19 protein-coding genes and 2 tRNA genes are annotated in these 20,946 nt (G+C 67.7%); 12 read left to right on the top strand and 9 right to left on the bottom strand.

The genetic code is table 11. The features are described from left to right. Positions 1-20: 20 nt before the first annotated feature. The 5 genes from EV147_RS07165 to EV147_RS07145 all read left to right on the top strand — a co-directional run bounded on the left by EV147_RS07165 (position 21) and on the right by EV147_RS07145 (position 2,957). Positions 21-449 carry a MerR family transcriptional regulator gene (locus tag EV147_RS07165; protein WP_130390409.1) on the top strand — a complete coding sequence of 143 codons (429 nt, stop codon included), beginning with the start codon at positions 21-23 and terminating at the stop codon, positions 447-449. 57 nt (positions 450-506) lie between these two features. Beyond that, positions 507-583: transfer RNA gene (locus tag EV147_RS07160), tRNA-Pro, on the top strand. A gap of 127 nt (positions 584-710) precedes the next feature. Next, the gene (locus tag EV147_RS07155; protein ID WP_157994672.1) at positions 711-1,499 is read left to right on the top strand and encodes an amino acid ABC transporter substrate-binding protein; all 789 of its coding nucleotides are present in this window, start codon (positions 711-713) and stop codon (positions 1,497-1,499) included. A 50-nt stretch (positions 1,500-1,549) separates the two neighbouring features. Further along, positions 1,550-2,203 (top strand): amino acid ABC transporter permease, encoded by a 654-nt coding sequence (locus EV147_RS07150; RefSeq protein WP_130390407.1) that lies wholly within the window; start codon positions 1,550-1,552, stop codon positions 2,201-2,203. A 4-nt stretch (positions 2,204-2,207) separates the two neighbouring features. Beyond that, positions 2,208-2,957, top strand: a complete 750-nt coding sequence (locus EV147_RS07145) for an amino acid ABC transporter ATP-binding protein (protein WP_157994676.1) — start codon at positions 2,208-2,210, stop codon at positions 2,955-2,957. Positions 2,958-3,214: 257 nt separating this feature from the next. On the opposite strand, the gene msrA is transcribed toward EV147_RS07145, so the two are convergent. From msrA to msrB, 3 genes are all read right to left on the bottom strand, one after another. After that, complete coding sequence (gene msrA / locus EV147_RS07140) at positions 3,215-3,985, bottom strand: peptide-methionine (S)-S-oxide reductase MsrA (RefSeq protein ID WP_130390406.1); 771 nt, start codon at positions 3,983-3,985, stop codon at positions 3,215-3,217. 68 nt (positions 3,986-4,053) lie between these two features. Then, positions 4,054-5,844 carry a cytochrome c biogenesis protein DipZ gene (locus EV147_RS07135; protein ID WP_130390405.1) on the bottom strand — a complete coding sequence of 597 codons (1,791 nt, stop codon included), beginning with the start codon at positions 5,842-5,844 and terminating at the stop codon, positions 4,054-4,056. A 33-nt stretch (positions 5,845-5,877) separates the two neighbouring features. Beyond that, positions 5,878-6,420, bottom strand: coding sequence for a peptide-methionine (R)-S-oxide reductase MsrB (msrB, locus tag EV147_RS07130; protein WP_130390404.1), 543 nt, complete (start codon positions 6,418-6,420; stop codon positions 5,878-5,880). Between the two features lie 167 nt (positions 6,421-6,587). Between msrB and EV147_RS07125 the strand changes: the two genes are divergently transcribed. Beyond that, positions 6,588-7,352 carry a response regulator transcription factor gene (locus EV147_RS07125; protein ID WP_130390403.1) on the top strand — a complete coding sequence of 255 codons (765 nt, stop codon included), beginning with the start codon at positions 6,588-6,590 and terminating at the stop codon, positions 7,350-7,352. Further along, positions 7,349-8,794, top strand: coding sequence for a sensor histidine kinase (locus tag EV147_RS07120; RefSeq protein WP_130390402.1), 1,446 nt, complete (start codon positions 7,349-7,351; stop codon positions 8,792-8,794). The genes EV147_RS07125 and EV147_RS07120 overlap by 4 nt, the downstream gene beginning before the upstream one ends. Before the next feature lie 19 nt (positions 8,795-8,813). Here the strand turns inward: EV147_RS07120 and EV147_RS07115 are convergent, their stop codons facing one another. Continuing rightward, positions 8,814-9,074, bottom strand: a complete 261-nt coding sequence (locus tag EV147_RS07115; protein WP_130390401.1) for a hypothetical protein — start codon at positions 9,072-9,074, stop codon at positions 8,814-8,816. 210 nt (positions 9,075-9,284) lie between these two features. Between EV147_RS07115 and EV147_RS07110 the strand changes: the two genes are divergently transcribed. Beyond that, positions 9,285-9,518, top strand: a complete 234-nt coding sequence (locus tag EV147_RS07110; protein WP_130390400.1) for a hypothetical protein — start codon at positions 9,285-9,287, stop codon at positions 9,516-9,518. 91 nt (positions 9,519-9,609) lie between these two features. Then, positions 9,610-9,996: a hypothetical protein gene (locus EV147_RS07105; RefSeq protein WP_130390399.1), complete on the top strand. Its 387-nt coding sequence runs from the start codon at positions 9,610-9,612 to the stop codon at positions 9,994-9,996. 42 nt (positions 9,997-10,038) lie between these two features. Here the strand turns inward: EV147_RS07105 and EV147_RS07100 are convergent, their stop codons facing one another. Both EV147_RS07100 and EV147_RS07095 read right to left on the bottom strand, forming a co-directional pair. After that, on the bottom strand, positions 10,039-14,916 hold the full coding sequence (locus EV147_RS07100) for an NAD-glutamate dehydrogenase (RefSeq protein WP_130390398.1): 4,878 nt from the start codon (positions 14,914-14,916) through the stop codon (positions 10,039-10,041). A gap of 156 nt (positions 14,917-15,072) precedes the next feature. Then, positions 15,073-15,594, bottom strand: coding sequence for a MarR family transcriptional regulator (locus EV147_RS07095; RefSeq protein WP_130390397.1), 522 nt, complete (start codon positions 15,592-15,594; stop codon positions 15,073-15,075). A 389-nt stretch (positions 15,595-15,983) separates the two neighbouring features. On the opposite strand from EV147_RS07095, the gene EV147_RS07090 reads away from it, so the two are divergent. Together EV147_RS07090 and EV147_RS07085 are read left to right on the top strand one after the other, a co-directional pair. Then, positions 15,984-17,636: a M30 family zinc metallopeptidase gene (locus EV147_RS07090; RefSeq protein WP_407923203.1), complete on the top strand. Its 1,653-nt coding sequence runs from the start codon at positions 15,984-15,986 to the stop codon at positions 17,634-17,636. Between the two features lie 78 nt (positions 17,637-17,714). Next, positions 17,715-18,020, top strand: coding sequence for a hypothetical protein (locus tag EV147_RS07085; protein ID WP_130390395.1), 306 nt, complete (start codon positions 17,715-17,717; stop codon positions 18,018-18,020). A 72-nt stretch (positions 18,021-18,092) separates the two neighbouring features. On the opposite strand, the gene EV147_RS07080 is transcribed toward EV147_RS07085, so the two are convergent. From EV147_RS07080 to EV147_RS07070, 3 genes are all read right to left on the bottom strand, one after another. Continuing rightward, complete coding sequence (locus EV147_RS07080; protein ID WP_130391216.1) at positions 18,093-18,464, bottom strand: hypothetical protein; 372 nt, start codon at positions 18,462-18,464, stop codon at positions 18,093-18,095. Between the two features lie 159 nt (positions 18,465-18,623). After that, positions 18,624-19,604: a Bug family tripartite tricarboxylate transporter substrate binding protein gene (locus EV147_RS07075; protein ID WP_130390394.1), complete on the bottom strand. Its 981-nt coding sequence runs from the start codon at positions 19,602-19,604 to the stop codon at positions 18,624-18,626. A 198-nt stretch (positions 19,605-19,802) separates the two neighbouring features. Continuing rightward, positions 19,803-19,878, bottom strand: a tRNA-Lys gene (locus tag EV147_RS07070). A gap of 116 nt (positions 19,879-19,994) precedes the next feature. Between EV147_RS07070 and EV147_RS07065 the strand changes: the two genes are divergently transcribed. Continuing rightward, on the top strand, positions 19,995-20,894 hold the full coding sequence (locus EV147_RS07065; RefSeq protein WP_130390393.1) for a LysR family transcriptional regulator: 900 nt from the start codon (positions 19,995-19,997) through the stop codon (positions 20,892-20,894). Positions 20,895-20,946 lie beyond the last annotated feature (52 nt).

Genomic DNA, 20,946 nt, shown 5'->3' with positions numbered 1-20,946 from the left:
GATACCAGCACCTCCATCGCATGACGGACAAAGCCAGCGAGCGCATCGCGTTGCCGCCGATTCCCGCAAAGCGCTACTTCACCATCGGTGAGGTCAGCGAGCTTTGCGCCGTCAAGCCGCATGTGCTGCGGTACTGGGAGCAGGAGTTCACGCAGCTCAAGCCGGTGAAGCGCCGCGGCAACCGCCGCTATTACCAGCACCACGAAGTCCTGCTGATCCGCCGCATCCGCGAACTGCTGTACGAGCAGGGCTTCACGATCAATGGCGCCCGCAATCGGCTGGACGAAGTGCGGCACCACGCCGGCCTGGCCGCCGAGCTTGACGAAGCTCAACCGGCGCAGACAAAGACGTCGCCGGCGCTGTCCGTCGACCTCGCCACGCTGCGCGGCGAACTGCTCGACGTGCAGAACCTGCTCGCCCAGCTCGGCGAGATCACGCGGCGCGCATAAAAATGCACGCAAACCTCTAGCCATCGGCGATGGCTCTGATATACTCTCGTTCTTCTTCGGGGCGTAGCGCAGCCTGGTAGCGTACCTGCATGGGGTGCAGGTGGTCGGAGGTTCAAATCCTCTCGCCCCGACCAGAAATCAAAAAACCCGCCTGGCTCAAAGCCAGGCGGGTTTTTTCATTTGTGTCATTTGTGGTGCGAGTCGGGGCGCATGCTCCGCTGGTATCGTATCGCCGTTGAAATCGACTCTAGTGCAGAACCCATGAAGAAAATCGCAGCTCTCCTGATGATCGCCGGTCTCGTCACGCTGGCCGCCTGTGGCAAGAAGGACGCCGAGCCGGCCAAGCCGGCTGCTGGCGCCGCCACCGCCGTGGTGGTTGGCCTTGACGACAATTTCCCGCCGATGGGCTTCCGGGATGACAAGAACCAGCTGGTCGGCTTCGACATCGACATGGCGAAGGAAGCGGCCAACCGCCTGGGCATGGCGGTGGAGTTCAAGCCGATCGACTGGAGCGCCAAGGAAGCCGAGCTGAACGGCAAGCGCGTGGACGTGCTCTGGAACGGCCTGACGATCACCGAAGAGCGCAAGAAGAACATCAGCTTCACGGCGCCGTACATGACCAATCACCAGATCATCATGGTGACCACCAACTCGCCGATCAAGGCCAAGGCCGACCTGGCCGGCAAGATCGTGGGTGCGCAGGACGGCAGCAGCGCCGTGGACGCGATCAGGAAGGACGAGAAGACCGCCGCCAGCCTGAAGGAAGTGAAGACCTTCGGCGACAACGTGACGGCGCTGATGGATCTGTCGGCAGGCCGCCTCGATGCGATCGTCGTGGACGAAGTGGTGGGCCGCTACCTGGCGAGCAAGCGCACCGGCGAGTACCGCGTGCTGGACGAGAACTTCGGCACCGAGGACTACGGCGTGGGCGTGCGCAAGGACGACGCGGAGCTGCTCGACAAGCTCAACAAGACGCTGGCCGCGATGAAGCAGGATGGCACGGCCGCGAAGATCTCGGCGCAGTGGTTCGGCTCGGACATCACGAAATAAGACAGGCAGTCATCACGCAACCGGCGCCGCCCTGGCCCTGACGCTCCCGCATGGACTACGTACTATCACTGCTGCCCCCGATGATGGAAGGGGCCAAGGTCACACTGACCCTGTTCGCCATCACGCTGGCGCTGTCCGTGCCGTTGGGGCTGGCGCTGGCGCTGATGCGCATCTCGGCCTGGCGGCCGCTGAGCCAGCTCGTCAACGGCTATATCTGGCTGATGCGCGGCACGCCGCTGATGCTGCAGATGCTGTTCATCTACTTCGCGCTGCCGTTCGTGCCGTATGTGGGCATCCGGCTGCCCGATTTTCCGGCGGCCGTGGTGGCGTTCGCGCTGAACTATGCCGCGTACTTCGCCGAGATCTTCCGGGCCGGCATCCAGTCCGTGGACCGTGGCCAGTACGAGGCCAGCAAGGTGCTGGGGCTGAGCTACGTGCAGACCATGCGCCGCGTGGTGCTGCCGCAGATGATCGGCCGCGTGCTGCCGCCGGTCAGCAACGAGACCATCACGCTGGTCAAGGACACCTCGCTGATCTACGTGCTGGCGCTCAATGACATCCTGCGCACCGCCCGCAGCATCGTGCAGCGCGATTTCACCACCACCCCGTTCCTGGTGGCCGCGGCGTTCTACCTGGTCATGACGCTGGTCCTGACGTGGTTCTTCCAGCGGCTGGAGAAGCGCTATGCAAGATATGAACAGTGAGCTGATGATCGGCGCCCGCGACATCCACAAGTCGTTCGGGGAGCTGGAAGTGCTCAAGGGCGTGTCGCTGTCGCTGCGCAAGGGCGATGTGACGGCGGTCATCGGGCCGTCCGGCTCCGGCAAGAGCACGCTGCTGCGCTGCCTGAACCATCTGGAAGTCATCGACAGCGGCGAGATCGTGGTCGAGGGCGAGGTGCTGGCCGCCACGACCGACGGGCGCGCGAAGTACGCCGACGCGAAGCACTTGCGCCGCATCTGCGCCAGGATGGGCATGGTGTTCCAGTCGTTCAACCTGTTCCCGCACCTGACCGTGCTCGAAAACCTGATCGAGGCGCCGATGACGGTCAAGCAACTGCCGCGCGCCCAGGCGGTGGCCACGGCCGAGGCGCTGCTGCGCAAGGTCGGCCTGTTCGACAAGCGCGACAACTATCCGTCGCGGCTGTCGGGTGGGCAGAAGCAGCGCGTGGCCATTGCCCGCGCGCTGGCGATGGAACCGGACATCATGCTGTTCGACGAACCCACCTCGGCACTCGACCCCGAACTGACCGGCGAAGTGCTGCGCACCATGCGCCAACTGGCCGAGGAGCACATGACGATGCTCGTGGTCACGCACGAGATGGGTTTCGCGCGTGAAGTGGCCAACCATGTGGTGTTCATGGACGGCGGCCGGATCGTGGAAGAGGGCGCGCCGGCGCAACTGTTCGGCGCATCGGTGCATGCCCGGACGCGGGACTTCCTGGCCCGCGCGTATTGAGTTGGTATCGTAAATATTGCAACTGTCTCAAGAGGTCGGTAATCGTCGCAAATCGCAACGATTCCTTACATCTTGGACATTGTTCCGGGTGCGAGATCGTCTAGCCTTAACCCCAATCCAGGCAACCGGAATGGCAATGAGTTGGCGTGACGTTCTTGTAATCGGAATTGGCTGGGTAGGCGCCTGCGTGCTGGCGGGCTGGATCATGACTGTCGCAGTCAGATTGTCCAGTTGAAGCCCGCCAGCGGAGGCACGTGTCACCCGCCCTTCGCATTCACCAGTACCGGGTCCTTCCGGTACACATCGGGGAACATCGTCTTCAGGTTGCTGACCTTGGGCAGGTCGTTGATGACGATGTACGGATAATTCGGGTTCTTCACCAGAAAGTCCTGGTGATAGTTCTCGGCCGCATAGAACTTCCTGTCGTTTTCCACGGTGGTCACGATCGGTGCCTTCCACGCCTTGGTGGCGCCCAGTTGCGCGATGTAGGCTTCGGCCACCGCGCGCTGCTCCGCTGAGCGCGGGAAGATGGCCGAGCGGTACTGCGTGCCGCGATCCGGGCCCTGGTAGTTGAGCTGGGTCGGGTTATGGGCGACCGAGAAGAAGATCTGCAGCAGCTTGCCGTAGCTGACCTGCGTGGGGTCGTAGCGCACCTCCACGGCTTCGGCGTGGCCGGTGTTGCCGGTGCCCACCTTCTCGTACTGCGCCGTGTTGGCGGCGCCGCCTGCGTAACCGGATGTGACGAGCGTCACGCCGCGCACATGCTGGAACACCCCTTGCACACCCCAGAAACAGCCGCCCGCGAAGACGGCCGATTCCGCATGGCTCGCGCCCGGTTTCTGGTCCACGACGGGCGCGGGAATGCGCACGGCGTCCTCGGCCGACAGCGCGGGCACCCGCCACGTGGTGGCGATGGCCGCCAGCACCGCCAGCCCCATCATCTTGAGCGTGGTCGGACGCATCCAGCGTTGCAGCGTGGTGGTGGTGGCGGTGGCGGTGGCGGTGGTATTGGTCTTGTTGGTTGTCATGGTCGTTTCCTTTTCAACCTGTTCAGCAATAGTAGTTCTACGAAAAAGCAGCGGTGCAAGGGCCGGGATCAGCCGAACGTGAAGGCATAGGCTTGCACGCCGGGGTCCAGGAATTCGATGTCGAAGGTGCGGTCGCGGATATCGCCGGTCTGCCGCACGAGTTGATACAGGCGCTGGCCCGTGACGGTGCCGGTGCCATCGGCGGCCACGTCGGTGCCGTGGGAATCACCGGGCGCCTGGCCGTCGATGGTCACGCGGAAGCGCACCGGCTTGCCATCCGCCCCGGGGCCGAGCACGAGGTGCAGGTCGCGGGCGTGGAAGCGGTAGGTAATACGCCCGTCAGCCTTGGCCAGCGTGGCGTGCTCCCGGCCAACCTTCCAGTCGCCGGCCAGCCCCCACTGGTTCAGTGCCGGGTCGGCCGGGGCGCGGTAGTCCTGCGCGGCATCGGGCTTCAGTCCGCCCGGCGACGCGAAATTCTCGGCGCGGGCAAAGCCGATGTAGGTTTCGGGCGAGCGCAGCGCCTCATTGTCGGCAGCCATCTCCACGCCCTGGGCGACGTCGGGGCCGGTCATCGCCAGCTTCTCGGCGCCCGCGTGTCCGGCTTCGGCCAGCAGTTCGCGGATCACCTGCTCGGACTTGGCGTAGTTGCCTTCCCCGAAATGGTGGTAGCGGATGCGTCCCTGGGCGTCGATGAAGTAGTGCGCCGGCCAGTAGTTGTTCTGGAAGGCGCGCCAGATGGCGTAGTTGTTGTCGACGGCCACGGGGTAGGTGATGCCGAGGTCCTTGACGGCCTTGCGCACGTTGTCGAGATTGCGCTCGAACGCGAACTCCGGCGCGTGCACGCCGATGACCACGAGGCCCTGGTCGCGGTACTTGTCGGCCCACGCCTTGACATAGGGCAGCGTGCGCAGGCAGTTGATGCACGAGTACGTCCAGAAATCCACCAGCACCACCTTGCCGCGCAACTCGGCGGCGGTCAGCGGCGGCGAGTTGATCCACGCCACGGCACCGTCGAGGCCCGGGAACTTGCCTTCCACGGGCAGGTTGCCGGCGTCAGCCTTGGCGGCCATCGCCATGGCCGGGTTGCCGCCGGCCTGCATCATCATCGCGCCGCCCGCAGCCCCCGCGTCCGCCCGCCCGGCGAACCGGTCCACCAGCCGCTGCTCCAGCCCGCCCGTGGCCACGGTCGAGATGCGGGTCAGGATGCCCGTGTCGAGGCCGAGCGCGATGGCGCCCACGCCCACCAGCATGGCGGCGCCAATGCCGCGCCGCACCCATTCCCCGGCCCCGAGCGACCGCTTCATGGCCGCGAACACGCGTCCGCCGATCAGCAGCGCCACGGCCAGCGAGGTTGCGGCGCCCGCCGCGTAGGCCAGCAGCAGCAACGTGGTGCCCACGCTGGCGCCCTGCAGCGCGGCGCCGGTCAGCACCAGGCCCAGGATCGGCCCGGCGCACGGCGCCCAGAGCAGCCCCGTGGCGATGCCGAGCAGGAACGACGAGGCCGGACTGGCCGGCTTGCCATCGGCCTGGGCGATGTTGGTCAGGCGGCTGCCGGCGCGCACCAGCGGCTGGGTCAGCCGCTCGGCCACGCTCGGGAACAGCAGCGTGATGCCGAACACGGCCAGCAGCGCGATGGCCAGCCAGCGGCCCCATTCATTGGCCTGCGCCACCCAGCCGCCGCCCACGGCGGCCAGCGTGGCCACGCCGGCGAATGTCAGCGCCATGCCCGCCAGCAGCGGCAGGCCCGAGCGCCTGAACGGCTGGTCGGCGCGGGCGAACACGAACGGCAGCACGGGCAGGATGCACGGGCTCAGGATCGTGAGCACGCCGCCCAGATAGGAGAGAATCAGCAGCAACATGGCAAGGGCCTCGTCAGGGGTGGGAGCGCGGGGTCAGGCCGAAGCCGGGCGGAAGGTCATCGCCACGCCGTTCATGCAGTAGCGCAGGCCGGTCGGCTTCGGGCCATCGTCGAACACGTGGCCCAGGTGCCCGCCGCAGCGGTGGCAGTGCACGGCGGTGCGCAGCATGCCGAAGGTGCGGTCGCTGGTGGTGCCCACGGCATCGGCCAGCGGCGCCCAGAAGCTGGGCCAGCCGGTGCCGCTGTCGAACTTGGTGTTCGACGAGAACAGGTCCAGCGCGCAGCCGGCGCAGGCGAACACGCCCTTGCGGTGCTCGTTGTTGAGCGGGCTGCTGTACGGGCGCTCGGTGCCTTCGCGGCGCAGCACGTCGTACTGGGCCGGCGTCAGCCTGGCGCGCCACTGGGCGTCGGTCAGCGTGACGGCGAAGGTCTGGGGCGCGGGCGCGCCGGGTTTGGCGGCCGAGGCGGTGGACGCGGCATTGGCCAGGTTGTCGGCCAGCAGCCGCCAGCCGCCCACGGCGGCCACCGCGGCGGTCAGGGTGCCGCCAGACAGCAGAAAGCGACGGGTCATGCGCATGATGGTCTCCGGATCGATTGCGGGATGAGACGAATCGTAGGCAGGCGGCGGTCCCGGAGTCTTCGCCAAACCTTAAACAATTCGTGAACACCCGCTCGCGCGGATTTCTGCACAATAGCGGCATGCCGGGGCGACCCCCGCGCCACCCGGCCCCGGCCCGAGAGAACATGGAACAAGCCAAACGCATCCTGCTGGTCGAAGACGATGTCGGCATCGCCAATGTGCTGGCGATGCACCTGCGCGACGAGCGCTACGAGGTGGTGCACAGCGCCGACGGCGCCGAGGGGCTGCGGCTGCTGGAGCAGGGGGGCTGGGACGCGCTGGTGCTCGACCTGATGCTGCCCGGCGTCGACGGCCTGGAGATCTGCCGCCGCGCCCGGGCCATGACGCGCTACACCCCGATCATCATCACCAGCGCCCGCTCCAGCGAGGTGCACCGCATCCTCGGCCTGGAACTGGGCGCCGACGACTACCTGGCCAAGCCGTTCTCGGTGCTCGAACTCGTGGCCCGGGTCAAGGCGCTGCTGCGGCGCGTGGAGGCCATGGCGCGTGATGTGCGGTCCGATGCCGGCACGCTCGACCTGGCTGGCCTGACGATCGACCCGCTGGCGCGGGTGGTCACGCTCGATGGCCGCCGGCTTGACCTGACGCCGCGCGAGTTCGACCTGCTGTACTACTTCGCGCGCCATCCCGGCAAGGTGTTCTCGCGCATGGACCTGCTCAACGCGGTCTGGGGCTACCAGCACGAAGGGTACGAGCACACCGTCAACACCCATATCAACCGGCTGCGCACCAAGATCGAGGTCGATCCGGCCGCGCCGCGGCGCATCCTGACGGTCTGGCGCCGGGGCTACCGCTTCGTGGCCGATCCGCAGGCCGAGTTGTCGGCAAACCCGCCGGCGGACGGCACCGAGCCCGGAGCCGCGCCATGAAGAACCTCTCGCTGACCCAGCGGCTGTCGCTGGTCTTTGCCGCGCTGCTGCTGGCCTGCTGCGGCGCCTCGGCCTGGCTTCAGGTGCGCGCCAACGCGATGCACGAGAAAGAGGTGATCCAGGACATCTCGCGCGGGCTGGCCGCCTATATCGCCCGCAACGCGCTGCTGGAGGACCAGAGCGCGCTCGCGCCGCAGGCGCTGCGGCAGTTGTTCGGCCAGTTGATGGTGGTCAACCCGAGCGTCGAGGTGTACCTGCTCGACGACCAGGGGCGCATCCGGGGCCACGACGCCCCGAGCGGGCACCTCGTGCGCGACCGCGTGGACCTGGCGCCCGTGAAGAAGCTGATCGACGGCGGCGCGCTGCCCATCCTCGGCGACGACCCGCGCAGCGCCACTGGCCGCAAGGTCTTCAGCGCGGCGCCGCTGCGTCAGGGCGGCTATATCTACGTGGTGCTGATGGGCGAGGCGCACGACAAGCTGGCGGCGCAGGCGTCGGAGCTGTCGGTGATGCGCACCACGCTCTGGTCGATGGGGCTGGTGGCGGCGCTGTGCCTCGTTGCCGGCCTGGTGGCGTTCGGGCTGATCACGCGCCCGCTGCGCCGGCTGACCGAGGACATTCGCCGTTTCGACTCGGGCGACGGGCAGGCGGCCGTGCCCGACAAACTGGCCGAGCCGCTGCCGCGCAACGAGATTGCCGCGCTGCAGACCGCCTTCCGCCAGATGGCTGGCCGCATCGAATCGCAATGGCGCGCGCTGCGCCAGCAGGACCAGGAGCGCCGCGAGATGGTCGCCAATATCTCGCACGACCTGCGCACGCCGCTGACCTCGCTGCATGGCTATCTTGAAACGCTGTCGGTCAAGGCCGATTCGCTGAGCGTGGAGGAGCGCCAGCGCTACCTGGCCATTGCGCTGGCGCAGAGCGCCAAGGTGGGTGGGCTGGCGCAATCGCTGTTCGAACTGGCGCGGCTCGAACACGGCATGGTGCAGGCCATGCCCGAGGACTTCTCGATGGTCGACCTCACGCAGGACGTGCTGGAGAAGTTCGCGCTGTCCGCCGAGGCCAAGCAGCTCCAGCTCCGCGCCGGGGTGCCGCCCGCGCTGCCGGCGGTCTCGGCCGATCTCGGCATGATCGAGCGCGTGCTGACCAACCTGCTCGACAACGCGATTCGCCATACGCCGGCCGGCGGCACCGTGGAAATCGACCTTGCCAGCCAGGACGGCAAGGTCGCCGTCACGGTCAGCGATACCGGCCCCGGCATTCCCGCCGCCTTGCGGGAATCGATCTTCCAGCGGCCATTTCCGTCAGGCGGGGCGCATCGCGGCGGCGGGCTGGGTTTGCTGATCGTGCAGCGCATGCTGCAACTCAATGGCAGCCAGGTGCGGCTGGTGGAGGGCGGGCAGGGGACGCGGCTGACGTTTGCGTTGCGGGCGGCGCGATAGTCCTGCCCGCTTCCACGATCTACAGCATCCCGAAGCGCGCCGCCTGGGGGCCCACCACGGCCGGGCGGCCCACCGGATACCGATAATGGTCACCCCCGGACTGGAATGACAGATAATCCGGCGTCCAGCGCAGGCCGCGCAGGAACCTGATCTCCACGCCCTCCACGAGGATGGCGCCGCCTTGCACGGTCACGCTGTCGCAGGGCAGGTGCAGGGTCTCGGCGTCGTCGCCGAAGTAGTGGGCTTCCAGCAGGATCGCGGCGGCTTGATAGGCGGGCATGGGATCGGTCCGATACTGTATAAACGTACAGTAGTATAGCGGCCTTTGCCGCGCCGTTGTCTGGCGTTTGCACGACGCGCTGTGACTTCCCTGGCGTACGCGCCCCATTGGTATAACCTCAAGTCACGTACCCCGCCGATGTAGGGCGCCTCGCTCAGGTGATCTTTCCTGCTCTCGTGGTACGATGACTCGCTCGATCGGAGTCCATAGATGTTTGTCTGTCAGAACCAGCCTTGCGGTGCCCAGTGGGCGCAGGACGAGGTAGAAATCCGCAACGAAGGCCAGGGTCCGCTGTTCCGCTGCCCCCAGTGCGGCGCGCGCAATCCGCTCGAGGTCAAGCAGGCGCCCGACGGCACGCAGAAGTACCGCCAGGTGGCCCGCCTCAAGGAATCGCCGAAACCGGCCCGGCCCGCGGACGGCCGGCGTGGCGGCAAACGCGCCTGATCTCCCCCCTCAAGAGGGGCGACGGCGGTTGCGAGGGGTGAAGTCGCCGAAGTTCGCTCAAGGCGGCGGGTGCCGGACCGTTAAGGCAATCATGGACATCAGCGATCTTTCCCACGATTCCGCCTCCAATGCCGAAGTCATTGGATGGTCGGGTGCTTCCCCGCAAGTCATCGCGCGTGTATTGAACACGGCGCTGGCGGCCCAGGATCTCTCGGGCTTTGCCGCGTTGCTGTCGGACATCGCGCGCGACCGCGGGCTCAAGGGCGCGCGTGGCACGCATCAGTCCATCTACGACATGCCCTACGCAAGCCTGCTGCCGCGCCAGAAACACCTGCTGGCCGATGCGTTCGACCTCTTCCTCCGCCTCAATCTCGAATTCCGTGCCCGTGGCGACGGCGACGACGATCTCACCGAAGATGGTGACGACCCGCCGCCGCTGCGCGACATGGACGATGACGACGTCATCGACGACGACTGACACCGCCTGCCGGACGCGCCCCGCACTTCGGGCGCGTTCCGGTCAGGCGCGTTCCAGCAGGCCAATCTCCCTGACCGCCACCGACAGCATCGACAACGCCGCCGCGCCCGACACCCCGGACGCGCGCTGGTCCGTCAGCATCTGCGCGTAGCGTTCCAGCGCCACCTGCCGGTGGCCGCGCCAGCGCTCGATCATGGCCGGCGCGGCTTCGCCGTCGTGCGCCTGGCCCAGCACGCTCGTGGTCAGCGCGCGCTTGAGCCGGCCCAGGTCTTCGAGCGTGGTGGTGCGGGCGAGCAGGTCCCAGTGCGTATCGGACGGCAGCGACAGCGTGCGCTCGCGCAGCCACGCGAAATTCATCTCGGTATCGAGCGCGAAGTAGACCCCGGCCACGGCGTCGAGGGTGCGCTGGCACGAGGCGGCCACTTCGGCGATGTCGAGCGCGGCGGCCGAGAGGTCGCCGGCGGCTACCCGCAGCGCGAGGTCGTCGTCCACGCCGGCCTCGGTCAGCGCGGCGGCACGTTCGGCCAGTTCCCTGGCGCCGTCCTCGGGCAGCAGGGCCGAGAGCTGCGGCGTCAGCCACTGGGCCGCTTCGGCAAAGCGCGCCGCGCCCGGTTCCACGGTGCCGCCGCCACGCAGGTAGCGGATGAACCAGAGCGTGGCGCGTTCCAGCAGGCGCCCCAGCGCGCCGAACATGCGCGCCTGAACGGCATCGTCCACGCGGTTGTCGAGCTGGTCGATGCGGGCCCAGAGGCCGCTCAGGCCGAACACGTCGCGCGCCAGCAGGCAGGCGCGCACGATGTCCGCCGGGCGGGCGTCGGTTTCCTCCATCAGCCGGTGCACGAACGTGGCACCGATCCGGTTGACCAGCAGATTGGTCAGATGCGTGGACAGGATCTCGCGCCGCAGCGGATGGCGCGTCATGGCCGCCGCATGGCGCTGCCGGAGCGGCTCGGGGAAGTAGTCGAGCAGCAGTCCGGCCACCAGCGCATCCTCGGGCAGGTCCGAGGCCAGCAACTCGTCGTACAACCACATCTTGCTGTAGGCCAGCAGCACCGCACGCTCGGGCGAAGCCAGCCCCTGGCCCAGCGCGCGGCGCTCGGCGATCTCGGCCTCGGAGGGCAGGAACTCCAGCGGCCGGTTGAGCCGGCCCGCGCGTTCGAGCCAGCGGATCAGCCGGCCCTCGCCGTCGAGCAGGGCGGGTGCCTCGCGTCCGGCCACCGACAGCGCCTGCGTCTGGTAGTAGTTGTCGTGCAGCACCAGCAGGCCCACTTCGTCGGTCATCTCGGCCAGCAGCTTGTTGCGCTGCTTCTCGGTCATTTCGCCGTCGGCCACCACCAGACCTAGCAGAATCTTTATATTGACCTCGTGGTCGGAGCAGTCGACGCCGGCCGAGTTGTCGATGGCGTCGGTATTGATCCGCCCGCCGTGACGCGCAAACTCGATGCGCCCCAACTGGGTGAAGCCGAGGTTGCCGCCTTCGCCCACCACCTTGCAGCGCAGGTCGCTGCCGTTCACGCGGATGGCATCATTCGAGCGGTCGCCGGCCTGCAGGTGCGTCTCCGTGCTGGCCTTGACGTAGGTGCCGATGCCGCCGTTGTAGAGCAGGTCCACCGGCGCCGACAGGATGGCGTGCATCAGTTCGTTCGGCGACAGCGTGGCCGCCTCGACGCCGAGCACGGCGCGCACCTGCGGTGACAGCGCGATGGTCTTGGCCGAGCGCGGAAACACGCCGCCGCCGGCCGAGATCAGCGTGGTGTCGTAGTCGGCCCAGCTCGATCGGGGCAAATCGAACAGGCGCTGGCGCTCGGCCAGGCTTTTCGCGCAATCGGGGTCGGGGTCGAGGAAGATGTGGCGATGGTCGAATGCGGCCAGCAGCTTGATGTGGGGCGACAGCAGCATGCCGTTGCCGAACACGTCGCCGGACATGTCGCCCACGCCCACCACGGTGAACGGCGTGGTCTGGATGTCGGTGCCCATCTCGCGGAAATGGCGCTTGACGCTTTCCCAGGCGCCGCGCGCCGTGATGCCCATCTTCTTGTGGTCGTAGCCGACCGAGCCGCCCGAGGCGAAGGCGTCGTCGAGCCAGAAGCCGTAGTCTGCCGAAATCGCGTTGGCGTAGTCCGAGAACGTGGCCGTGCCCTTGTCGGCGGCCACCACCAGGTAGGGGTCGTTCTCGTCCAGGCGCACCACGTCGGGCGGCGGTACCAGTTCGCCGGAGACGAGGTTGTCGGTCAGGTCGAGCAGGCCGCGCAGGAAGGTCTGGTAGCAGGCCACGCCTTCGGCCAGGAATGCGTCGCGGTCGGTGGCGGGCGGCGGGCGCTTGACCACGAAGCCGCCCTTCGACCCGACCGGCACGATCACGGTATTTTTTACCATCTGGGCCTTCATCAGGCCGAGCACCTCGGTGCGGAAATCCTCGCGCCGGTCTGACCAGCGCAGCCCGCCCCGCGCCACCCGCCCGCCGCGCAGGTGCACGCCCTCCACGCGCGGCGAGTAGACCCAGATCTCGAACATCGGGCGCGGTTCGGGCAGGCCCTGCACCAGCGCCGGGTTGAACTTGAACGAGACATAGGGGCGCGGCTGGCCGTCCGCGCCCCGGTGGAAGTAGTTGGTCCGCACCGTGGCGTTGATCACGTTCAGGAACAGCCGCAGGATGCGGTCCTCGTCGAGGTTGGGCACCTTGTCCAGCGCGGCGTCGATCTGGTCCAGCCATCTGCGGCTGCGCGCCTCGGCACCCCCTGCGGGGTCGGCGCCCGCCTGGGCCGGGTCGAAGCGGGCCATGAACAGCGACACCAGCATCGCGGCGATTTCCGGGTTGGCCGTCAGCGCCCGCTCGATATAGGCGTTGCTGAACGTGGAGCCCACCTGGCGCAGATATTTGGCATAGGCGCGCAGGATCGTCACGTCGCGCGCGGCCAGCCCGGCGCGCAGCACCAGCCGGTTGAAGTCGTCGTTCTCGATCTCGCCGTGCCAGGCGCGCCCGTAGGCGTCCTCGAACAGCGGCTTGATCTTCTCCAGGTCCACGTCGAGCGGGCGGCCGTCCGGGTCGGCGGCAATTTCCAGGCCGAAGTCGTGGATCCACACCGGCGCGCCGGCATCGGGCTCGATCAGGTACGGGCGCTCCTCGTCCACGCGCACGCCCAGGTGTTCGAGCATCGGCAGGCTCAGCGACAGGGCGATGGGCTGCCCGGCCCGGTAGACCTTGAAGCGGAACGCGCCCGGCGCCGCCTCGATGGGCCGGTACAGGTTCATCGCCAGCCCGCCCGGGTGCTGCCGCGCGTGTTCCATCAGTTCGATGTCGCGCACGGCGGTGCGCGCCGCGTAATCCTCGCGGTAGCCGGCCGGGAACGAATCGCCGTAGTGGCGCAGCAGCCGGTTGCCGAGTTCCTCGCCGCGGTTGTCGTGCAGCGCCTGGGCCAGGTCGTCCTGCCAGCGCCGCGTGGCCTGCACGATGCGGGCTTCGAGTTCGCGGGTATCGACCTCGGGCATCGTGCCGGGCTCGCCGCGCACGGTCAGCTGGATGCGGGCCAGCGGCGACTCCGACAGCAGCGGGGTGAACTCGCAACTGGTACCGTTGAACGCCTGGACCAGCAGCTTCTGGATGCGCTGGCGCAGGTCGGTGTTGTACTTGTCGCGCGGCACGAAGACCAGGCACGAGATGAAGCGGTCGAAGCGGTCGCGCCGCACGAACAGCCGCGTGCGCTGGTGCTCCTGCAGCCGCAGGATGCCCAGCGCGATGCCGAACAGCTCGTCCTCGTCGGCCTGCAGCATCTCGTCGCGCGGGTACTGCTCAAGGATCGTCACCAGCGACTTGTAGAGGTGCCCCTTGGTCAGGAAGCCGGCGCGCGCCAGGATATTGGCGCACTTGCGCCGCACGATCGGAATCTCGCTGGCGCTGACCATGTAGGCCGTGGACGTGTACAGCCCCACGAAGCGCCGCTCGCCGAACAGCTTGCCGTCGGCATCGAGCAGCTTGACGCCCACGTAGTCCAGATAGCCGGGCCGGTGCACGGTGGCGCGCGAGTTGGCCTTGGTCACGAAGATCGGCGAGGCGCCCTCGATGATGGCGCGCGCGGCGGCCGGCAGTGGCGTGAGGTCGTCCGAGCCCGGATCGCGCAGCGCCTCGCGCAGGATGCCCGCGCCTGACCCGGCCACGCCGCGCAGGAAGAACTGCCCGTCGCGGGCGATCAGTTCGTAGTCACGGTGGCCCAGGAACGTGAAATGGTCGTCGAGCATCCATTCGAGGAAGGCGCGCGCCTCAAGCGCGTCGGGCGAGCCGGCGTCGCGGGCCTGGGCCATGCCGGCCACGGTCTCCTGCGCGATCTGGCGCATGCGCGGCCAGTCCTCCACGGCGGCGCGCACATCGCCCAGCGCGCTGGCGATGCCGAAGCGGAGCGCGTCGAGCCTCGTACTTTCGCCAGTCCGGTCGATCTCGAAGTGGATGAACGATTCGAGCCGGCAGGTCTCGGTGCCCGATTCGCTGCCGCCCAGCCCCAGGCTTTCGATCGCGCCCCGGCCGTCGCGGCAGACGCGGAACACCGGGTGGATCGCCGAATGCAGCGTCATGCCGTGCCGGTTGATCTCCATGGTCACCGAATCGACCAGGAACGGCATGTCGTCGTTGACGATCTCGACGATGGTGTGGTCCGAGTGCCAGCCGTGCTCCTCGAAATTGGGGTTGTAGACCCGCAGCCGCGCCGTGCCGGGCACGAACTTCTGGGCGGTCTGCCAGTGCGCCATCACGGCGCCGTAGAGGTCGGCCACGTTGCGGGCCAGCAGGTCCTCGGCATCGGCCAGGTCGTAGTAGTGGCGCAGCAGTGGCTCGACGATGGCGAACGTGGCGTCGGGCAGCCGCTCGCGCGCGAAGGCGACCAGGTCTTCAAGCAGCTGCGCTACCTTTTCTTCGTTTTCCGGGGGCATGGCTTCTCCACGGTGGCGCCCGGCCATGTGCCGGTGCTCTCACACTGTAGGCAAGATTTGCGCGCGCCGGGCGACAAAACGGCGACGCCCCGCACAGGGCGGGGCGTCGGGCTGCCGGGAAGGCAGGGAAGGCGCGGAAGGCAGAAAGCGCCGGGCTCAGGCGGCCAGGGCGTGCCGGGTGCCGTGGCCGGCGTCGTCGGGCACCACGATCGACAGCGGATGGGTATCCCACGCGGCATGGCGGGCGTGGCGGGCCGAGTGGTCCTCCAGCGTGGCCGTCATGCGGTGCAGCAGGCCGGTCAGCGCGGCGCGCTCGGCGGCGTTCAGGTTGCAGACCGAGACCGAATGGAGCGCGCGCACGCCTTGGGCGGCGCGCTCGATACGCCGCTCGGCGCTGGCGGCGATGCGCGGCGAGCCGTCGGCCGGGAATTCCAGCCAGCCGTCGGCGTGCAGTTCGCGCAGCAGGCGTTCGGTCTGTGGCACATCGAGGAGGATGGCACCCGGGCACGGCTGGCCGCGCGTGAACTGGTCCTGCTTGATGGCCCGCAGCAGGAGCCACTTCGGATAGGTCAGCCCCGACACGTTCAGGGTGCGGTCCAGCGCGTCCTGCCATGCGGTGACCGCATCGACGAGCGACAGGACTACGGGTTCGTGAATCTCGAGTGCTTTTGGCTGCATTGGCTCAGGTCTCCCTATCAGGGTTTTCTTGCCGCCTGTGACACTTCTTGGGCCGGTGCATTGGCCGGCCCGGGCGGCTTGGGCGCCAGCCTCATCCGGGCCGGTCGCGGAACGACAAAATTCGGTAGGCGCAACACTAGCAGCAATGTCGAGACAATTGCATGACAGGTCGGGTATGTCCTAGTCAATCTTTTGGTGGAGGTGCCGCAGGGATCGCAGGGACGGGGAATCCCTCTGAAGTCGGGTGCAGGGCATGCCGGGGCTGCCGTTAGCAGAAGACGCCGCGACAGGTGTCGGCTGGCTAACAATTTGGAGAAATCGCGATGCGCAAACAGCGCACATTGTCTTTCCCGGGGTCCCTTGCTCTGGCAGTCCTGACATCAGCCGTATTGGCCGCCTGCGGAGGCGGCGGTGACGGCGGCACCCCGGCCACGCAGGCCACCACGGCCTCGGGCGGCACGGCCGGCGCTACCGGCACGACTGGCAATACCGGCAACACGGGGTCGTCCGATCCGGCGGCCAAGCCTACCAGCGTCGTCTCGCCGGCCTGCAGCGGCTGTGGTGCCGTCGATGCGAATACCTATGCCGGCTCCGGCGTGGGTGTCTGGCAGAACATCAATGCGACGGCCTCGGCCGTGGAGATGCCCGTCAGCATCGCCGGCCTGACCGGCCAGGATGTGACGCTGGTCTTCACGAACCAGACCGGCACCGCGCAGACCATGCCGACGATCCCGCTGACCGCGTCGTACTACCCGAACGTGGCGGCCAGCGAAGTGCGGTGGCGCAATGGCGTGGAAGAGGCGAAGCGCCGCATCTCGGACTTCAACCATACGGGCTGGGTGGCCAAGGCCGGTTCCCGTACGGGCAGCCCGAGCGCCTCGATGATCGGTGCCCCGACCCGCTCGGTGGTCAACGACACCCGCGTCTTCTATCACGAGGACAACAGCGCCCGCCCCGCGACGCTGGTGCGCCAGGACACGGCCAGCGACGGCACCGTCATCAATTTCTGGGTGGAAACGGCCGAGAACATGACCGGGAAGGTCACCCCGGCCATCGTCAACACGCTGGCGGCAGGATTCTCCCCGACCGGCAAGATCTACGACATGCTGAAGTCCGTGGGCGGTCCGCTCTGGGGGGCGCACGGCTATTCCGAGCTGATCTCCGGCACGGGCCAGCCGATCGATATCGTGATCCTGAATTTCGACCAGGATGGCACGCCGTTCGGCATGATCGGCTACTTCTACTCGCGCAATGCCGTGAAGAGCGACCCGACGGAGAACCCGTACGGCAACGACTCGGTGTCGCTGTACCTGGACGCCGAGACGCTGTACCTGGGCGGCCCGGAAGGCATGAAGTCGATGCTCCTGACCATGGCGCACGAAGGCATGCACATGCAGAACTTCTATCGCCGCGGCGTGGTGGCCGGACCGACGAAGCAGTTCGACACCTGGCTCGAAGAAGCCTCGGCGATGATGATGGAGGACTTCGCCAGCCAGTCGATCGAGCCCACGTACAACGCCATCCGCGACGTCCGCTTCCCGAACTACATCGGGTACAAGGCCGGTTCGTACAACTGCAACCTGCTGGACTGGACCGCATTCGGCGCCACCTGCGACAGCTACTCGGTGTCCGGTTCGCTGGGCGGCTTCCTGGACCGCCAGCTCGGCCTGACGTTCTACAAGGGCCTGCTGGCGAACGTGAGCAGCACGGATTCGGTCGTGGTCCTCGACAACGCGATCCGCGCCGTGGCGCCCACGTCGAGCCTGGGCGAGCAACTGCGCCGCTTTGCGGCCACCTCGGGCGCGCTGATGAAGGCGCCGAGCCCGGGCGGCTTCGGCTTCCCGGCGCGCAGCGAGGGCGGCTTCGTGCTGCCGGTCATCGACCCGCAACAGCAGCTGCCGAGCCGTACGCTGACGCAGGCCGTGCCGGCCACGCTCCAGCCGTACGCGAGCCTGCCGGTGGTCCGCAAGGCCGTGACGGGCACGTATAGCGAGACGGTCAAGGTGCCGGCTGGCTCAACGCTGTCGGTCGTGATCCAATAAGGCCGTTCGGCAACCACGCCATATGGCAGCAGGGCGGGGCGGCGAAGGCTGCCCCGTCCTGTTTTCGGAGACTGTAAGTTGAAGGCAATTCTTGCGTGCGCCGTCGCGGCGCTCGGCATCGTGGCGTGCGCCACCTCGGCGGCCCCGGAACTGGAAACCCTGGTCGGCGACCTGCGGATCAAGGGCAGCGCGCCTTTTCCCGTGGTCATGCTCGAAACGGCGGACCGTGGCACCTGGGAGCTATCGGGCATGGGCGAGGCCCAGGCGCGGGAGCTGGCCGGCCGGCGGGTCGAGGCAAAGGGGAAGGTGGTCGTGCCGCCCGGACCTGCAACGTGGCTGCCGAGACTTCAGGTGGTCGGCACCCCGGAGGCGGTGGCAAGGTGAAGCGGCGCGTCCCGGGCGAGGTTGCCTGGGACGGGCGTGCCGGCCGGTGATCCGGCCAGCGCGGGGCGTGGATTACTTCTTGGCGCCGTCGGTGTACGGATCGGGCTTGCCGGTCTTGGCGCCGTCCGTGTACGGGTCGCGCGCGCCGGTGCGGGCGCCGTCCAGGTACGGGTCGCGCGTGCCGCCACGGGCGCCGTCGGTGTACGGATCGGCCTTGCGCGGTGCCAGGTCGGTGCGGGTGGACTTCCTGGCACCGTCCGTGTACGGATCGAACTTGCCGGACTTGGCCGGATTCTGGTTCGGATTGGCCTTGTCCTTGGCGCGGCTACCGCTGTAGAGGTCGCCGCCTTCGGTGTAGTTCTTCTGCTGCGCGTGGGCCAGTTGCACGGCGCCGAGGGCAGTCAGTGCGGCAACGATCAGCGTCGGTACGGTCTTCTTCAGCATCATCTTCCTCTCGAGAGACGGCCGGGGATGGGTCTCCGGCCTGAACATGGATCATTGGATCCTGACACTGTACCGGGGATTGTGGCGGCCCGCAGACCGGGGTGTTGTACCGGCAACACTGCCTGAGACGGGCGCGCCACTCGCTGGGTTATCGTTGCATCACTCCAGCGTGATGTTTTGATCCACGGCAATCTTCTTGCGCAGGTCAAGCTCGCGCTTGATCTGGGCCGCGTACTGCTGCGAGGTGTTGCCGTCCGGATAGGCGCCCGCATCGTGCAGGCGCTTCTTGACGGCCGGGTCCTGCAGCGCCTTGACGGCGGCGTCGTGCACCTTGGCGACGATGGCCGGCGGGGTACCGGCCGGTGCCACCAGGCCGTACCAGGCCATGTTGTTCATTTCCTTCATGCCTTCCTCGGCAAAAGTCGGCACGTTGGGAAGGCCCTCGACGCGCTTGGGCGCGGCCACGGCCAGCGCGCGCAGGCGATCGCTCTGGATGAACGGCATCGAAGACGGCAGGTTGTCGAACTGCGCGTTGACCTGACCCGCCAGCGTGTCGTTCAGCGCCGGGCCCGAGCCGCGGTAGGGCACGTGGACCATGTCGGTCTTGGTCATGAACTTGAACAGTTCGCCGTCCAGGTGCGAGATGCTGCCCTTGCCGGCCGAGGCGTAGCTGTACTTGCCCGGATTGGCCTTGATCAGCGCCACGAATTCCTTGAGGTTCTTGGCCGGCACCTTCGGATTGACGGTCAGCACGTTCGGCACGTTCACCAGGTTCGTGATCGGCGCGAAGTCCTTGATCGGATCGTAGGGGTTCTTGGCATTGGTGGCCGGGTTGGTGGCCATCGTGCTGACGGTGGCGATGCCCAGCGTGTAGCCGTCCGGAGCCGACTTGGCCAGTGCGTCGGCGCCAATCGCGCCGCCGCCGCCGCCCTTGTTCTCGACGACCACGGGCTGGCCCAGCTCGCGGCCCAGCGCCTCGGAAACGGCGCGGCCCACGATATCGGTGGTACCGCCCGCGGCAAACGGCACGATCAGGCGGATCGGCTTGGTGGGGTAGGACTGTGCGTGACCCACGCCGGCCGCGCTCAGGCCGAACGCCGCAAGGGCGCCCATCGCGCCCGCTTTCAGAACTGCTTTCAAGAGATGCCTCCGAGGTGTTGCTCTTCTATGTTCCGCAATACGGAACTTCGTTCCGTGATGTGCGTCGAGAGCATTCAACCGCGAAAGCGTACGGGCGAACATTGGGGCGAACCCGCGGAGGTCAGACCACTAGCGAGGTGGCCCGGAAATGACAAAAGCCCGAAGCGTTTGCGCGCTTCGGGCTTTCGAGGAATTCGCTGGTGGGGCGTGAGTGACTCGAACACTCGACCTACGGATTAAGAGTCCGCTGCTCTACCAACTGAGCTAACGCCCCAACGAAGAAAGAGATTCTAGCAAGCCATCGAGTACCGCGCAAGCCCCTTTTGCGATTTTTTTGTCGAAGACTGGCCGGCATTACAATGCGCCGGTCCCAAACAACCGCTCCCCGCCATGCATGCGCGCGTGCTTCGCTATCTCGACGAGGTTGTCCGGCGCGGATCGATCCGGCGCGCGGCGGAAGTCCTGCACGTGGCGCCCACGGCGATCAACCGCCAGATCCTCGATCTGGAAGCTTCGCTGGGGGCGCCGCTGTTCGACCGCATCAACCGGCGTCTGCAACTGACGCCGCTCGGCGAGATGGTGCTGGCCCATGTGCGGCAGACGCTGCGCGAGCACGAGGCGCTGCAGGCGCGCGTGGCCGAGATCCGGGGTGCGCGGCGCGGCATGGTGACGGTGGCCACCACCTCGGGGCTGGCCGGGGCGCTGATGCCGTCGCTGGTGCATGACTTCCGTCAACACCATCCGGGCATTGTCGTGCGCGTGGCCGATCTGCCCGTCAGCGGTATCGTGGCGGCGGTGGAGCAGGGCGATGCCGACCTTGGCCTGGGCTACGACCTGCCAGAGGTGGCCGCCTTTCGCGTGGTGGCGAGCCGCGAGTGGTCGATCGGCGCGGTGGTGGCGCCCGGGCACCCGCTGGCGGCGCAGACTTCCGCGCGGCTGGCCGAGTGCGCCGGCTACCCGCTGATCCTGCCGGCGCCGTCGCTGTCGATCCGCGCACTGGTGGACGATGCGTTCGCGCGCCAGGCTATCGAGGTGGCGCCGGCGGTGGAATCCACGTCGGTGGTGCTGATCCAGCGGCTCGTGGCGGCTGGCGGTGGCGTGGCGCTGCTCAACCCGCTCGACGTGATGGAAGACCGCGCACGCGGCTCGGTGGTCTTCGTGCCGCTGCAGGACGCCGGGCTGCAGCGCCAGACGTTGCGGCTGGTGGCGCGCGGGCGCAGTGCGCTGACGCCGGCGGCCGAGCTGATGGCCGAGGCCATGGGGGCGGCGCTGGCCAACCTGTTCCGCTAGGGCTGCGGCGCGCCGGGTGTCCACAATTTGCGCACACCCGGCGCGGAATTCT

Origin of the sequence: Cupriavidus agavae, assembly GCF_004217045.1 — a bacterium.
Taxonomy (GTDB): Bacteria; Pseudomonadota; Gammaproteobacteria; order Burkholderiales; family Burkholderiaceae; genus Cupriavidus; species Cupriavidus agavae.
Note: the sequence above shows the minus strand (reverse complement) of the source record. Positions and strands in the feature narration are given on the sequence as shown.